The sequence below is a fragment of the Pseudomonas sp. PS02303 genome, assembly GCF_029959925.1.
In the GTDB taxonomy this organism is placed as follows: Bacteria; Pseudomonadota; Gammaproteobacteria; order Pseudomonadales; family Pseudomonadaceae; genus Aquipseudomonas; species Aquipseudomonas mandelii.
Map to the genome: position 1 here is coordinate 22082 of NZ_JASCOM010000044.1, position 14524 is coordinate 36605.

The following is a 14524-nucleotide window of genomic DNA, read 5'->3' on the forward strand; positions in this document are numbered from 1 at the left end:
TTTACGATCGTTTTTTTGTTTTCTAACTGACCGGAGTTAATCACAAACCTCCCATTTTTCTGGCAAAAAAAATGGCGCCCCGAAGGACGCCATTTTAAGCGGATGTAAAAACCGCCTTACTTGCGCTTCATCGACAAGAAGAACTCGTCGTTGGTCTTGGTCGTTTTCAGCTTGTCGACCAGGAACTCGATGGCCGCAATTTCGTCCATCGGGTGCAGCAGCTTGCGCAGAATCCACATGCGCTGCAACTCGTCGTCGGCCGTCAGCAACTCTTCGCGGCGGGTGCCGGAACGGTTGATATTGATGGCCGGGAAGACGCGTTTTTCAGCGATACGACGGTCCAGAGGCAGTTCCATGTTGCCGGTGCCTTTGAATTCTTCGTAGATCACTTCGTCCATCTTCGAGCCGGTTTCAACCAGCGCGGTGGCGATGATGGTCAGCGAACCGCCTTCCTCGATGTTCCGCGCGGCGCCGAAGAAACGTTTCGGTTTCTCCAGTGCGTGGGCATCGACACCACCGGTGAGTACTTTGCCGGAGCTCGGGATCACGGTGTTGTAGGCACGAGCCAGACGGGTGATGGAGTCGAGCAGGATCACCACGTCTTTCTTGTGTTCGACCAGGCGCTTGGCCTTCTCGATCACCATTTCTGCAACCTGCACGTGGCGGGTTGGCGGCTCATCGAACGTCGAGGCAACCACTTCGCCGCGCACGGTGCGCTGCATTTCGGTCACTTCTTCCGGACGTTCATCGATCAGCAATACGATCAGGTGAACTTCAGGGTTGTTACGAGCGATGTTGGCGGCGATGTTCTGCAGCATGATCGTTTTACCGGCTTTCGGCGGTGCAACGATCAGACCGCGCTGGCCTTTGCCGATCGGGGCGCACAGGTCGATGACACGACCGGTCAAGTCTTCGGTGGAACCGTTGCCGGCTTCCATCTTCATGCGCACGGTCGGGAACAGCGGGGTCAGGTTCTCGAAGAGAATCTTGTTTTTCGCGTTCTCGGGACGATCGTAGTTGATCGTGTCGACCTTGAGCAGCGCGAAATAACGCTCGCCTTCCTTCGGAGGGCGGATCTTGCCAACGATGGTGTCACCGGTGCGCAAGTTGAAGCGACGGATCTGGCTCGGCGAGACGTAGATATCGTCTGGGCCGGCGAGATAGGAAGCGTCAGCGGAGCGCAGGAAGCCGAAGCCGTCCTGGAGAATCTCCAGCACGCCATCACCGGAGATTTCCTCGCCGCTTTTCGCGTGCTTTTTGAGCAGGGAGAAAATCACGTCCTGCTTGCGCGAACGGGCCATATTTTCTATGCCCATCTGTTCGGCCAATTCGAGCAGTTCGGTAATCGGCTTTTGCTTGAGTTCAGTCAGATTCATATAGGAATGACGTAATCATTTATGGAGGGGGGGAAATTAAGCTTTTGGCTTAATGAGGCCGCGCCGCAGAGAAGGCGACAGGATCGCGTACTTATTCGAAAAGGAGTGCGTCGGCGACGGCTAGCAGGGGGCAATGGAGAAACCAGTGCGGGGCCGAATGTACCACCTGAGTTTCGGAGCGTCTAGCCCTCAATAACGAAAAGGCCCCGCAATATGCGGGGCCTTTTCCTGACGCTTTATAACAACGCTTAAATGTTGGCGTCGAGGAAGGCCGCCAGTTGCGACTTCGACAGTGCGCCGACCTTGGTCGCTTCAACGTTGCCGTTCTTGAACAGCATCAGAGTCGGGATACCACGCACGCCATGCTTGGCCGGGGTTTCCTGGTTCTCGTCGATGTTCAGCTTGGCAACGGTCAGTTTGCCTTTGTAGGTTTCAGCAATTTCGTCCAGGACAGGAGCGATCATTTTGCAAGGGCCGCACCATTCAGCCCAGTAGTCGACCAGTACAGCGCCTTCGGCCTTGAGGACGTCGACGTCGAAGCTAGCGTCGGTGACGTGTTTGATAAGATCGCTGCTCATGGAAGTCTCCAGGTTGTAAGCAAAAAAACGTGGCCCATCATAGCCGCCCTTCCCTCGTTCAGGAAGGTGCAGTTGATTGAGTCTCGCTATGGTGGCGCATGACTTTGGGTATAGCTCAAGTCACGGGGTGGCGGGAGCGACGAAGGCAATTCCGGTACGCAGGGCTGCATTGCGTACATGTTCCTGCATGGCTTTCTGCGCCGCGCCGGACGAACGCCGGGCTAGCGCACGGAGGATTTTGCGGTGTTCCTGCCAGGTTTCCATGGCGCGTTCGGCCCGGATGAACGGTAGCTTCTGGCTCTCCAGAAAGATGTCGGCGCTGGCCGTGAGGATGCTCAGCATTGCCTGATTACCGCTGGCCAGCAGGATGCGTCGGTGAAAATCGAAATCCAGTCGTGCCGCCGCCTCGAAGTCACCTGCCTTCAATTCGTTGCGCATGGCGGCCACGTTGTCTTCCAGCGTATCGAGCTCGTGAGTGCTCAGGGTCACCGCGGCCAAACCGGCGGCAAAACCTTCCAGGGCATAACGCAACTGGAAAATATCCAACGGCGATGCCTGGGCTGCGAAGGGCCAGCTCAGCGCCGCATCGCCGCGCGGCAAATCCACCGGCGACTGCACGAATACGCCCTTGCCCGGCTGGATGCTGATCACGCCCAACGCACTCAACGACGACAGCGCCTCACGCAGGGACGCCCGACTCACCCCCAATTGCACCGCCAGATCTCGCTGCGAAGGCAAGGCATCGCCCGGCGCGAAACCCTGTTCGGTGATCAGTTTACGGATGGCTTGCAGCGCCACTTCAGGTACGGCTCTGGAAATCGAATTCATGGTTTTTTCAGACGAACCAGGACAATGAGCGGCTAGTTGTAAAGCTATTCGCAGCCCTCGGCAAGTCGTGCCCCATGGGGGTTCGGCACGTTTCACGGATGCGCCATGAGGGTGCGAAATGCCCATCCACTGTTCAGACCAGTAAGACCGAAAGAATCCAGTAAAACCGTGGCCTGCGGCCCCCAAATCCGCTTCTTGGCATGGCCCGTGCTCTGTCGATCCGCAGAATTCATTCCTCGTCGATTCGGAGATTCGCCATGACCCTGCGTTACAGCGCCCTTCTCACTGCCCTGTTTGCCAGCCTGATGTTGAGCCAGGCACCCGCTCACGCCGACGGCCTGGAGGATGTAGTCAAACGCGGCGTCCTCAAGGTCGCCGTGCCTCAGGACTTTCCGCCGTTCGGCTCGGTCGGCCCGGACATGAAACCCCGCGGCCTCGACATCGACACCGCCAAACTGCTGGCCGAGCAACTCAAGGTCAAACTTGAACTGACCCCGGTCAACAGCACCAACCGCATTCCATTCCTGACCACCGGCAAGGTCGACCTGGTGATCTCCAGCCTGGGCAAGAACCCCGAGCGCGAGAAAGTCATCGACTTCTCCAGCGCCTATGCGCCGTTCTACCTCGCCGTGTTCGGTCCGCCGGATGCCGACATCAAAGGCCTGGACGACCTCAAGGGCAAAACCGTCAGCGTCACCCGGGGCGCCATCGAAGACATCGAACTGACCAAAGTCGCTCCCGAAGGTGTGACCATCAAACGCTTCGAAGACAACAACTCGACCATTGCCGCCTACATCGCCGGGCAAGTCGACCTCATCGCCAGCGGCAACGTGGTGATGGTCGCGATCAGCGAGAAGAACCCTAAACGCATTCCAGCGTTGAAAGTGAAGCTCAAGGACTCGCCGGTCTATGTCGGCGTGAACAAGAACGAGCCGGCGCTGTTGGGCAAGGTCAATCAGATCCTCGCCACCGCCAAAACCGACGGCGCACTGGAGAAAAACTCCCAGACCTGGCTGAAAGAGCCATTGCCGGCCGACCTCTGATCGTCGCTCGGGAGATTTGATATGGCCTATCAGTTCGACTTTCTGCCGGTGGTGCAAAACACCGATCTGCTACTGCGCGGCGCCTTGTTCACCCTTCAACTGACGGCCATCGGCGCGGTGCTGGGTGTGGGGCTGGGCATCGTCGGGGCGCTGGTGCGGGCGTGGAACATTCGCCCGTTCTCGGCGATCTTCGGGGTCTACGTCGAGTTGATCCGAAATACGCCGTTTCTGGTGCAGCTGTTTTTCATTTTCTTTGGCTTGCCGTCGCTGGGGGTACAGATTTCCGAATGGCAGGCGGCGGTGCTGGCGATGGTGATCAACCTCGGTGCCTACTCGACCGAAATCATCCGCGCCGGTATCCAGGCGATCCCCCGAGGACAGCTGGAAGCCGCTGCGGCCTTGGCGATGAGTCGATTCGAAGCGTTCCGCCACGTGGTGCTGCTGCCAGCGCTGGGCAAGGTTTGGCCGGCCCTGAGCAGCCAGATCATCATCGTCATGCTCGGCTCGGCGGTCTGTTCGCAAATCGCCACCGAAGAATTGAGCTTTGCCGCCAACTTCATTCAGTCGCGCAACTTCCGCGCCTTTGAAACCTATGCCCTGACCACGCTGCTGTACCTGTGCATGGCGCTGCTGATCCGCCAACTGCTGAACTGGATCGGCCGTCGCTACATCTCGAGGAGCAGCCAATGAGCGATTTCACCTTCTGGGACATCGTGCGCAACCTGCTCACCGGCCTGCAGTGGACCCTGGCGTTATCGCTGGTGGCGTTTATCGGCGGCGGGCTGATCGGCTTGCTGATCATGGTCATGCGCATCTCGAAAAAGCCTCTGCCGCGTAACATTGCCCGCACTTACATCGAGCTGTTCCAGGGTACGCCGCTGTTGATGCAGCTGTTTCTGGTGTTTTTCGGCGTGGCGCTGGCCGGTGTGGAGATTTCGCCGTGGATGGCGGCGGCGCTGGCCCTGACGCTGTTTACCAGCGCCTATCTGGCGGAGATCTGGCGCGGCTGCGTCGATTCGATTCCCAATGGTCAGTGGGAAGCCTCGTCAAGCCTGGCGCTCAACCCGCTGGAGCAACTGCGCTACGTGATTCTGCCGCAAGCGCTGCGGATCGCCGTGGCACCCACCGTGGGCTTCTCGGTGCAAGTGGTCAAAGGCACCGCCGTGACCTCGATCATCGGTTTCACCGAACTGACCAAGACCGGCGGCATGCTCGCCAACGCGACATTCGAACCCTTCATGGTCTACGGCCTCGTCGCCCTCGGCTACTTCCTGCTTTGCTACCCCTTGTCCCTCAGTGCGCGCTACCTGGAAAGGAGACTGCATGCCTCTGCTTAGAATTTCCGCCCTGCATAAATATTACGGCGACCACCATGTGCTCAAAGGCATCGACCTGAGCGTCGAGGAAGGCCAGGTGGTGGCGATCATCGGCCGCAGCGGCTCGGGCAAATCCACCTTGCTGCGCACCCTCAACGGCCTGGAGTCGATCAACGACGGCGTAATTGAGGTCGACGGCGAATACCTCGATGCCGCTCGCGCCGATTTGCGCACCTTGCGGCAGAAAGTCGGGATGGTGTTCCAGCAGTTCAACCTGTTCCCGCACCTGACCGTGGGCGAGAACGTGATGCTCGCGCCGCAAGTGGTGCAAAAAGTGCCGAAGGCCAAAGCGGTCGAGCTGGCGCGGGAGATGCTGGAGCGGGTCGGGCTGGGCGAGAAGTTTGATGCCTTCCCGGACCGGCTGTCGGGCGGGCAGCAGCAGCGCGTAGCGATTGCCCGGGCGTTGGCAATGTCTCCCAAAGTCTTGCTGTGCGACGAAATCACGTCAGCGCTGGACCCGGAATTGGTCAATGAAGTGCTGAGCGTGGTCCGGCAACTGGCCAAGGAAGGCATGACACTGATCATGGTCACCCATGAAATGCGCTTTGCCCGGGAGGTTGGGGATAAGTTGGTGTTCATGCATCAGGGCAAGGTGCATGAGGTGGGGGATCCGAAGATTCTGTTTGCGAACCCGCAGACGGCGGAGCTGGCGAACTTCATCGGCACAGTTGAAGCAGCAGGCTAACCCTTTTGTGGCGAGGGAGCTTGCTCCCGCTGGGCTGCGCAGCGGCCCTAAAAACTATCACCTCGTTTTCACTGGATCGCATGTGCAGGTTTTGCGACGGCTACGCAGTCGAGCGGGAGCAAGCTCCCTCGCCACAGGAACTCATGCCGTCCGTGCTCTGGATCAAGGCTTTGAACGCTGCGCGTTGGCGGCAGCGTTTGATCGTGGCAGGATGTCGAGGTTATCGACCGAGACCCCATGACCATGCCGCAATCCCAAGCCAAGAATCTGTCCCTGATCGCCGCAATCGACCTGGGCTCCAACAGCTTTCACATGGTCGTGGCCAAGGCCCAGAACGGCGAAATCCGTATTCTCGAGCGCCTCGGGGAGAAAGTTCAGCTGGCCGCCGGCATCGACGAAGAGCGTCAGCTCAACGAAGAATCCATGCAGCGCGGGCTCGATTGCCTGAAGCGTTTTGCCCAACTGATCAACGGTATGCCGCCCGGTGCCGTGCGGATCGTCGGCACCAACGCCCTGCGTGAAGCCCGCAACCGCGGTGAATTCATCCGCCGCGCCGAAGAAATCCTCGGCCACTCGGTGGAAGTCATCTCCGGCCGTGAAGAAGCGCGCCTGATCTACCTCGGCGTGTCCCACACCCTCGCCGACACCCCGGGCAAACGCCTGGTGGCCGACATCGGCGGCGGCAGTACCGAATTCATTATCGGCCAGCGCTTCGAACCGCTGCTGCGCGAAAGCCTGCAGATGGGCTGCGTCAGTTATACCCAGCGTTATTTCAAGGATGGCAAGATCACCCCGGCCCGCTACGCCCAGGCGTACACCGCAGCGCGGCTGGAGATCATGAGCATCGAACACGCGCTGCATCGCCTGACCTGGGATGAAGCCATCGGCTCCTCGGGCACCATCCGCGCCATTGGTCTGGCGCTGAAGGCGGGCGGTCATGGCACGGGCGAGGTCAACGCCGAAGGCCTGGCCTGGCTCAAGCGCAAACTGATGAAGCTGGGCGATGTCGAGAAAATCGACTTCGAAGGCATCAAGCCTGACCGCCGCGCGATTTTCCCCGCCGGCCTGGCGATTCTCGAAGCGATCTTCGACGCCCTAGAACTGCAGCGCATGGATCACTGTGAAGGCGCCCTGCGCGAAGGCGTGCTCTATGACCTGCTGGGCCGTCATCACCATGAAGACGTCCGTGAGCGCACGCTCAGCTCGTTGATGGAGCGTTATCACGTCGATCTGGAACAAGCGGCGCGGGTCGAGCGCAAAGCCCTGCATGCCTTCGATCAGGTGGCCAAGGATTGGGAACTGGATGACGGCGTCTGGCGCGAACTGCTCGGCTGGGCGGCCAAGGTCCATGAAGTGGGCCTGGACATCGCTCACTATCAATACCACAAGCACGGCGCCTACCTGATCGAGCACTCGGACCTGGCCGGGTTCTCCCGCGAAGACCAGCTGATGCTCGCGTTGTTGGTGCGCGGTCACCGACGCAACATTCCCCGGGACCGGTTTGCCGATTTCGGCGAGGACGGGATCAAGCTGATTCGCCTGTGCGTGCTGCTGCGCTTTGCAATCCTGTTCCATCACATCCGTGGCACCCAGGAAATGCCGCAGGTCGTCTTGCACGCCAAACGCGACAGCCTCGATGTGTTGTTCCCTGAAAACTGGCTGGACGAAAACCAACTGACCCAGGCCGACTTCGCCCTTGAGGCTGAATGGCTGACGCGGGTCAGCTTCACGCTGAACGTGCGCTAAAAACCCCAGCGAACACATTCCCTGTGGCGAGGGAGCTTGATCCCGCTGGGGTGCGAAGCGCCCCCGTCTATCCCTGAAAAGAAGGGGACTGCTACGCAGTCCAGCGGGAGCAAGCTCCCTCGCCACAGGTAGGAAGCTGAAACCAAAAAGGGCGATCCATGTGGATCGCCCTTTTTTTGCCCAACCGAATCTGCGTCAGCGAACGGCGAGAATCGGGCTGCCCAGCCGCTCCAGCAAGGTCGCCTGCGCGCTGCGCGGGTTCTGGTTGCCGGTCGGCGTGTTGCGGATGTAGCGACCGTCCGCCTGCAGGCTCCAGCTGTGGGTGTTGTCGGCCAGATAAAGCTCCAGCTCTTTCTTGACCCTCATGATCAGCTTCTTGCCCTCGACCGGGAAGCAAGTCTCTACGCGCTTGTCGAGGTTGCGCTCCATCCAGTCGGCGCTGGACAGGAACATCTGCTCTTCACCGCCATTGAGGAAGTAGAACACCCGGGTGTGCTCCAGGAAACGCCCGATGATCGAGCGCACATGGATGTTGTGCGAAACCCCGGCGATACCCGGACGCAGGCAGCACATGCCGCGCACCACCAGATCGATACGCACCCCGGACTGACTGGCCTTGTACAGCGCGCGGATGATCTTCGGATCGGTCAGCGAGTTGAATTTGGCGATGATGTGCGCCGGTTTGCCATCGAGGGCGAACTGGGTTTCCCGGGCAATCATGTCGAGCATGCCCTTCTTCAACGTGAATGGCGCGTGCAGCAGCTTCTTCATGCGCAGGGTTTTCCCCATGCCGATGAGCTGGCTGAACAGTTTGCCGACGTCTTCGCACAAGGCGTCGTCCGAGGTCAGCAAGCTGTAGTCGGTGTACAGACGGGCGTTGGCCGCGTGGTAGTTGCCGGTACCCAAGTGGGCGTAACGCACGATCTCACCGGCTTCGCGACGCAGAATCAGCATCATCTTGGCGTGGGTCTTGAAGCCCACCACGCCGTAAATCACCACCGCACCGGCCGCTTGCAGACGGCTGGCCAGTTGCAGGTTGGACTCTTCGTCGAAGCGCGCACGCAACTCGATCACCGCGGTGACTTCCTTGCCGTTACGCGCGGCATCCACCAGCGCATCGACAATTTCCGAGTTGGCGCCGGAGCGGTACAGAGTCTGGCGGACCGCCAATACATGCGGGTCCTTCGCGGCCTGGCGCAGCAGGTCGACCACGGGAGTAAAGGACTCGAACGGGTGCAGCAGCAGGATGTCCTGCTTGCTGATCACGCTGAAGATGTTCTCGCTGTTTTGCAGCAGTTTCGGGATCTGCGGGGTGAACGGCGTGTATTGCAGCGCTCGCTGACTGTCCAGGCCGGTGATGCTGAACAGGCGGGTCAGGTTGACCGGACCGTTGACCTGATACAGCTCGGTCTCGTGCAAGTTGAACTGCTTGAGCAAGTAGTCGGACAGGTGTTTCGGGCACGTGTCGGCCACTTCCAGGCGCACCGCGTCACCGTAGCGACGGGAGAACAGCTCGCCGCGCAGGGCGCGGGCCAGGTCTTCCACGTCTTCGGTATCGACCGCGAGGTCAGCGTTTCGGGTCAGACGGAACTGGTAGCAGCCCTTGACCTTCATGCCCTGGAACAGGTCATCGGCGTGCGCGTGGATCATCGACGACAGGAACACATAGTTGTCGCCCGAGCCGCCCACTTCTTCCGGCAACTTGATCACGCGCGGCAGCAATCGTGGCGCGGGGATGATCGCCAGACCGGAATCGCGACCGAAGGCGTCGATGCCTTCGAGCTCGACGATGAAGTTCAGGCTCTTGTTCACCAGCAACGGGAACGGGTGCGTCGGGTCGAGGCCGATCGGGGTAATGATCGGCGCGATCTCGTCGCGGAAATAGCGGCGCACCCAGGTCTTGATCTTGGTGGTCCAGTGACGCCGACGGATGAAGCGGACCTGATGTTTTTCCAGTTCCGGCAACAGAATGTCATTGAGGATCGCGTACTGACGGTCGACGTGACCGTGTACCAGCTCGCTGATGCGGGCCAGGGCCTGATGCGGTTGCAGACCATCGGCACCGGCCTGCTCACGGGCGAAGGTGATCTGCTTCTTCAGGCCAGCCACGCGAATCTCGAAGAACTCGTCCAGGTTGCTGGAGAAGATCAGCAGGAACTTCAGCCGCTCCAGCAACGGGTAGGACTCATCCAGCGCCTGTTCCAGCACGCGGATGTTGAACTGCAGTTGCGAGAGCTCGCGATGGATATACAGGCTGCTGTCATCCAGACCGGGAATCGCAATCGCTGGCGCCGCTGTTGCGGTTTCGGTCACCGCCGCGGGTGGAGCGGGTTCCAGCTCCGGCGGCGTCTCGGCGATTTGCTCGACCACGGGTTGAGCTTCTTTTACGGCAACTTCAGTGAGTCCTTCGGTATTCATGGAATGTTCCTGGGAGGGCTATTTCTGCTCTCGTAACAATTGAGCGGCACGCACGGCAAAGTAAGTCAGGATGCCATCAGCACCTGCACGTTTAAAAGCGGTCAGGGATTCAAGGATCACCCCTTCACTCAACCAGCCATTCTGGATGGCCGCCATGTGCATGGCGTATTCACCGCTGACCTGATACACAAAGGTCGGCACTTTAAATTCTTCTTTGACCCGGTAAAGGATGTCCAGATACGGCATGCCTGGCTTGACCATGACCATGTCCGCGCCTTCTGACAAGTCCGCCGCCACTTCGTGCAGGGCTTCGTTGCTGTTGGCCGGGTCCATCTGGTAGGAGGCCTTGTTGGCCTTGCCCAGGTTCAGCGCCGAGCCCACCGCGTCGCGGAACGGGCCGTAATAAGCGCTGGCGTACTTGGCCGAGTAGGCCATGATCCGCACGTTGACGTGATCGGCCAGTTCGAGCGCTTCGCGGATCGCCTGGATGCGACCGTCCATCATGTCCGACGGGGCCACCACCTGTGCGCCTGCCTCGGCGTGGGATAGCGCCTGCTTGACCAGGGCATCGACGGTAATGTCGTTCTGCACGTAGCCCTCTTCGTCGAGAATGCCGTCCTGGCCGTGGGTGGTGAACGGGTCCAGAGCGACGTCAGTGATCACACCCAGTTCCGGGAACTGCGCACGCAAGGCGCGGGTGGCGCGTTGAGCGATGCCGTTCGGGTTCCAGGCTTCGGCGGCGTCCAGGGACTTGAGCTCCGGGGGCGTGACCGGGAACAACGCCACTGCCGGAATCCCCAGTTCGACCCACTTGGCCGCTTCTTCGAGCAACAGATCGATGGTCAGACGCTCAACCCCCGGCATCGACGCGACTGCTTCGCGACGGTTTTCACCGTCCAGCACGAACACCGGCAGGATCAGATCGTCGACGGTCAGAACGTTTTCACGGACCAGTCGACGCGAAAAATCATCACGGCGATTGCGACGCAGGCGGGTTGCAGGAAACAAACGGTTGGCGGGGGTAAAGCTCACGGCAGACTCCTGAGCCCGCTGGCGTGCGAGCGTGACAGTTATAAGCGGCCATTATGACCGTGGTATTACAGTTATGTGCACCCCTGCGGCAGGTAGTCGCATTCCATTGTCCTTGTAGGAAATGTTCACGTCGAGACACATTTGGACACTTTCATGAATGTGCACGAAGGCGTAGGCTGCGCGTTCATTTCGCCAGCATCCAGACAATGCTCCAACAATTTCTTCAGGAATTCGGCTACTTCGCCCTATTTCTCGGCACGTTCTTCGAAGGCGAAACCATCCTGGTGCTCGCAGGCTTCCTCGCGTTCCGCGGATACATGGACATCAAGATCGTCACGATCGTGGCGTTCTGTGGCAGTTATGCCGGCGATCAGCTGTGGTATTTCCTCGGGCGAAAACACGGTCGCAAATTGCTGGCGCGCAAACCACGCTGGCAACTGATGGGTGACCGGGCGCTGGAACATATCCGCAAACACCCGGACATCTGGGTGCTGAGTTTCCGCTTCGTCTATGGATTGCGCACGGTCATGCCGGTGGCGATCGGCCTGTCGGGATATCCGCCGGGGCGTTATCTGCTGCTCAACGGGATTGGTGCTGCGATCTGGGCGACCGCACTGGCCGCAGCGGCGTATCACTTCGGCGCGGTGCTTGAGGGCATGCTGGGCAGCGTCAAGAAGTACGAGCTGTGGGTGCTTGGTGCCCTGCTGGTACTGGGCCTGGGCTTGTGGCTGCGCCGGCGTTTCAAGAATGCCCGTCTGGCGAAGAAGATCTACGCCGACGAGCAAGCCGAGCTGGCCAAGGCAGCCGAGACTAAGACGCCAACCGAGTGAAGCGGTCCCTGCAACAGTAGAGACCGATGCCGCTGAGCAGGCTGTAGCTGAACAGGCCGATCCAGCCCACCGCGCTGGCCGGCCACAGCCCGACTACCGGCGCCAGCCACACCAGCGGCACATTCGATGCCAGGCGCAGCAGCTCCAGTTTCAACGCCTGCGGGCGATTCTCCAGGGCCATGCCCAACGTAAACAAGCCGAATGCCACTGCGCCCCAGCCCAACACCAGCGCGGCAGTCGGCAAACGTGGCTCAAGGTTCATCAAATAGCTGCCCAGCGCGATGTAAACGCAGAACTGCAACGCCACATACACCTGCTGACGCCCGTCCAGCGGCACCTCGAATTTGCGGAACTGACTCAGGTCCGGTTTGTTCATCGGGTACTTGGCCGCCACATCCGCCGGCCGCCAGCCGGTGCGCATGAACCAGATCCGCAGCTTGTCCCATGTGCTTTCAGCCCGTCGCGCGTCATCCCAAAGCTGTGCGTAAAACTGCACGTTCGCCCACAACGGATTCCAGCTTGCCAACGGCGTGGTCACGCCGAAAATCACCGGCTCGTTGTCGTCCTCTTCCTGGAACGAGCCAAATAGACGGTCCCAAATAATGAACACCCCGCCGTAGTTGCGATCCATGTAGAGAGCGTTCTGTGCATGGTGAGCCCGATGATTGGACGGCGTGACAAAGAACCACTCGAACCAGCCGAGCTTGGGAATGTGTTTGGTATGCACCCAGAACTGATAGAGCAAGTTGAGCGCAGCAACGCTGATGAACACCAGCAACGGCACGCCGAGCACCGCCATCGGCAGGTAGAAAATCCAGCTCAGCAGAAAGCCGGTACTGGTCTGGCGCAGGGCCGTGGAGAGGTTGTAGTCCTCACTCTGGTGATGCACCGAGTGCGCGGCCCAGAGGATGTTGCGCTCATGGCCCATACGGTGCAGCCAGTAGTAGCAGAAGTCATAGAGGACAAAGGCAAACACCCAGACCCAAACGCTGTCGGCCGACAGTTCGAACAGCGCCAGGTGCTGGAGGGCAAACGCATAGGTCACCAGGCCGACGCCTTTGGTCAACAGGCCGGTAGTGGTCGACAACACCCCGGTGCTGATGCTGTTGATCGCGTCCGCCAGCCGATAATTGCTCAACCCGCGCCAACGGTCCGCCAGCAGCTCGACGGCAATCAGCACAAAGAAAAACGGCACCGCATACAGAATGAAGTCCATTGACGCGCCCTGATCGGAATCTTGAGGACAGATGCTAGGTGTAGCCGCGAATTAACCCTATGGCAACGAGTGACAAATTAGTGGACATTTAACGCCATGAATCTGGAGAAAAACCCATGAGCAAAAAAATTGCAGTGATCCTTTCCGGCTGTGGCGTGTACGACGGCGCCGAGATCCACGAAAGCGTGATTACCTTGCTGCGCCTGGACCAGCGTGGCGCCGAGGTGCAGTGCTTTGCCCCCAATATCTCGCAATTGCATGTGATCAATCACCTGACCGGCGACGAAATGCCCGAGTCACGCAACGTGCTGGTGGAATCGGCGCGGATCGCCCGGGGCAACATCAAGGACATTCGTGAGGCCAGCGTCGAAGACTTCGACGCGCTGATCGTGCCGGGTGGGTTTGGCGCGGCCAAGAACCTGTCGAACTTCGCCATCGAAGGCGCTGGTTGCACAGTTCAACCGGACGTCCTGGCGCTGACCGAAGCGTTTGCCGAAGCGGGCAAACCGGTGGGGTTGATGTGCATTTCGCCGGCGCTGGCGGCGAAAATCTATGGGCCGGGCGTGACTTGCACCATTGGCAACGACGCCGATACCGCCACTGCCATGAACAAGATGGGCGCCACTCACCAGGATTGCGCAGTGAGCGACATCGTCGAAGACAAGGCGCGCAAACTCGTCTGCACCCCGGCTTATATGCTGGCCCAGAGCATCAGCGAAGCCGCCTCGGGGATCAACAAACTGGTCGACCGTGTCCTCGAACTGACCCACGAAAACGACGCTTAACGCGGTCAAATTGTGGGAGTGAGCCTGCTCGCGCCCACCTTTGATTTGAGTAAGGCTCAGGCTTTACGGGTCAGCCGAGTGAGTATCCGGTCAAGCGCATTGGCGAACGCCTGCTTCTCGCGCTCACCAAACGGCGCCGGCCCGCCACTCATCTGGCCTTGTTCACGCAGATCGGTGAACAGGTTACGCACTGCCAACCGATCGCCCATGTTCTGCGCATCGAATTCCTTGCCCCGCGGGTCCAGCGCTGAAACGCCGTTTTTTACCAGCCGATCAGCCAGCGGCACATCGCTGCAAATCACCAGTTCACCTGGCACCGCGTGTTCCACCAGATAGTCATCGGCGGCATCCGGGCCGCTGGGCACCACGATCAGCTTCACCAGAGCCAGGCCAGGTTTGATCTGTGGCTGCCCCGCCACCAGCACCACTTCGAACTGGCGCTTGAGGGCGAACTTCACCACCAGATCCTTCGCCGCCCGTGGGCAGGCGTCGGCATCGATCCATACGCGCATTGTGTTTCCCTCCGTTAAAAGCTTCGCGGGCAAGCCTCGCTCCTACAGGATTCGCGCGTTATTTGGGGCCGCGTACAACCTGTAGGAGCGAGGCTTGCC

14 protein-coding genes are annotated in these 14524 nt (G+C 59.8%); 7 read left to right on the forward strand and 7 right to left on the reverse strand.

Features of this window, described 5'->3' with window-relative positions; translation table 11 throughout:
- Positions 1-116 precede the first annotated feature (116 nt).
- The 3 genes from rho to QMX98_RS13170 form a co-directional block, all read right to left on the reverse strand.
- On the reverse strand, positions 117-1376 hold the full coding sequence (rho, locus tag QMX98_RS13160) for a transcription termination factor Rho (protein WP_007942421.1): 1260 nt from the start codon (positions 1374-1376) through the stop codon (positions 117-119).
- A gap of 248 nt (positions 1377-1624) precedes the next feature.
- Positions 1625-1954: a thioredoxin TrxA gene (gene trxA, locus QMX98_RS13165; protein WP_008150340.1), complete on the reverse strand. Its 330-nt coding sequence runs from the start codon at positions 1952-1954 to the stop codon at positions 1625-1627.
- 120 nt (positions 1955-2074) lie between these two features.
- A complete protein-coding gene (locus QMX98_RS13170) occupies positions 2075-2782 on the reverse strand; it encodes a FadR/GntR family transcriptional regulator (protein ID WP_010465028.1) in 708 nt (235 codons plus the stop codon).
- Between the two features lie 257 nt (positions 2783-3039).
- Between QMX98_RS13170 and QMX98_RS13175 the strand changes: the two genes are divergently transcribed.
- From QMX98_RS13175 to ppx, 5 genes are all read left to right on the forward strand, one after another.
- Complete coding sequence (locus QMX98_RS13175) at positions 3040-3825, forward strand: transporter substrate-binding domain-containing protein (protein ID WP_172791904.1); 786 nt, start codon at positions 3040-3042, stop codon at positions 3823-3825.
- Positions 3826-3846: 21 nt separating this feature from the next.
- The gene (locus QMX98_RS13180; RefSeq protein WP_169857174.1) at positions 3847-4515 is read left to right on the forward strand and encodes an amino acid ABC transporter permease; all 669 of its coding nucleotides are present in this window, start codon (positions 3847-3849) and stop codon (positions 4513-4515) included.
- Positions 4512-5162 carry an amino acid ABC transporter permease gene (locus QMX98_RS13185; RefSeq protein WP_083375491.1) on the forward strand — a complete coding sequence of 217 codons (651 nt, stop codon included), beginning with the start codon at positions 4512-4514 and terminating at the stop codon, positions 5160-5162. The genes QMX98_RS13180 and QMX98_RS13185 overlap by 4 nt, the downstream gene beginning before the upstream one ends.
- Positions 5149-5886, forward strand: a complete 738-nt coding sequence (locus QMX98_RS13190) for an amino acid ABC transporter ATP-binding protein (RefSeq protein ID WP_010465037.1) — start codon at positions 5149-5151, stop codon at positions 5884-5886. The genes QMX98_RS13185 and QMX98_RS13190 overlap by 14 nt, the downstream gene beginning before the upstream one ends.
- A 243-nt stretch (positions 5887-6129) precedes the next feature.
- Positions 6130-7632: an exopolyphosphatase gene (gene ppx / locus QMX98_RS13195; RefSeq protein WP_010465038.1), complete on the forward strand. Its 1503-nt coding sequence runs from the start codon at positions 6130-6132 to the stop codon at positions 7630-7632.
- A 195-nt stretch (positions 7633-7827) separates the two neighbouring features.
- Here the strand turns inward: ppx and ppk1 are convergent, their stop codons facing one another.
- Together ppk1 and hemB are read right to left on the reverse strand one after the other, a co-directional pair.
- Positions 7828-10050, reverse strand: a complete 2223-nt coding sequence (gene ppk1, locus QMX98_RS13200; protein ID WP_282410879.1) for a polyphosphate kinase 1 — start codon at positions 10048-10050, stop codon at positions 7828-7830.
- 18 nt (positions 10051-10068) lie between these two features.
- On the reverse strand, positions 10069-11082 hold the full coding sequence (gene hemB, locus QMX98_RS13205) for a porphobilinogen synthase (protein WP_010465043.1): 1014 nt from the start codon (positions 11080-11082) through the stop codon (positions 10069-10071).
- Positions 11083-11288: 206 nt separating this feature from the next.
- On the opposite strand from hemB, the gene QMX98_RS13210 reads away from it, so the two are divergent.
- Positions 11289-11912, forward strand: coding sequence for a DedA family protein (locus QMX98_RS13210; protein ID WP_077747159.1), 624 nt, complete (start codon positions 11289-11291; stop codon positions 11910-11912).
- Here the strand turns inward: QMX98_RS13210 and QMX98_RS13215 are convergent.
- Positions 11893-13128, reverse strand: coding sequence for a sterol desaturase family protein (locus QMX98_RS13215; RefSeq protein ID WP_102595300.1), 1236 nt, complete (start codon positions 13126-13128; stop codon positions 11893-11895). The two genes, QMX98_RS13210 and QMX98_RS13215, sit on opposite strands and share 20 nt — an antisense overlap.
- 116 nt (positions 13129-13244) lie before the next feature.
- Here QMX98_RS13215 and elbB point away from each other — a divergent pair, with 116 nt between their 5' ends.
- A complete protein-coding gene (gene elbB, locus QMX98_RS13220; protein ID WP_077747157.1) occupies positions 13245-13913 on the forward strand; it encodes an isoprenoid biosynthesis glyoxalase ElbB in 669 nt (222 codons plus the stop codon).
- 56 nt (positions 13914-13969) lie between these two features.
- Here the strand turns inward: elbB and QMX98_RS13225 are convergent, their stop codons facing one another.
- The gene (locus tag QMX98_RS13225; protein WP_010465051.1) at positions 13970-14425 is read right to left on the reverse strand and encodes a YaiI/YqxD family protein; all 456 of its coding nucleotides are present in this window, start codon (positions 14423-14425) and stop codon (positions 13970-13972) included.
- Positions 14426-14524: the final 99 nt, after the last annotated feature.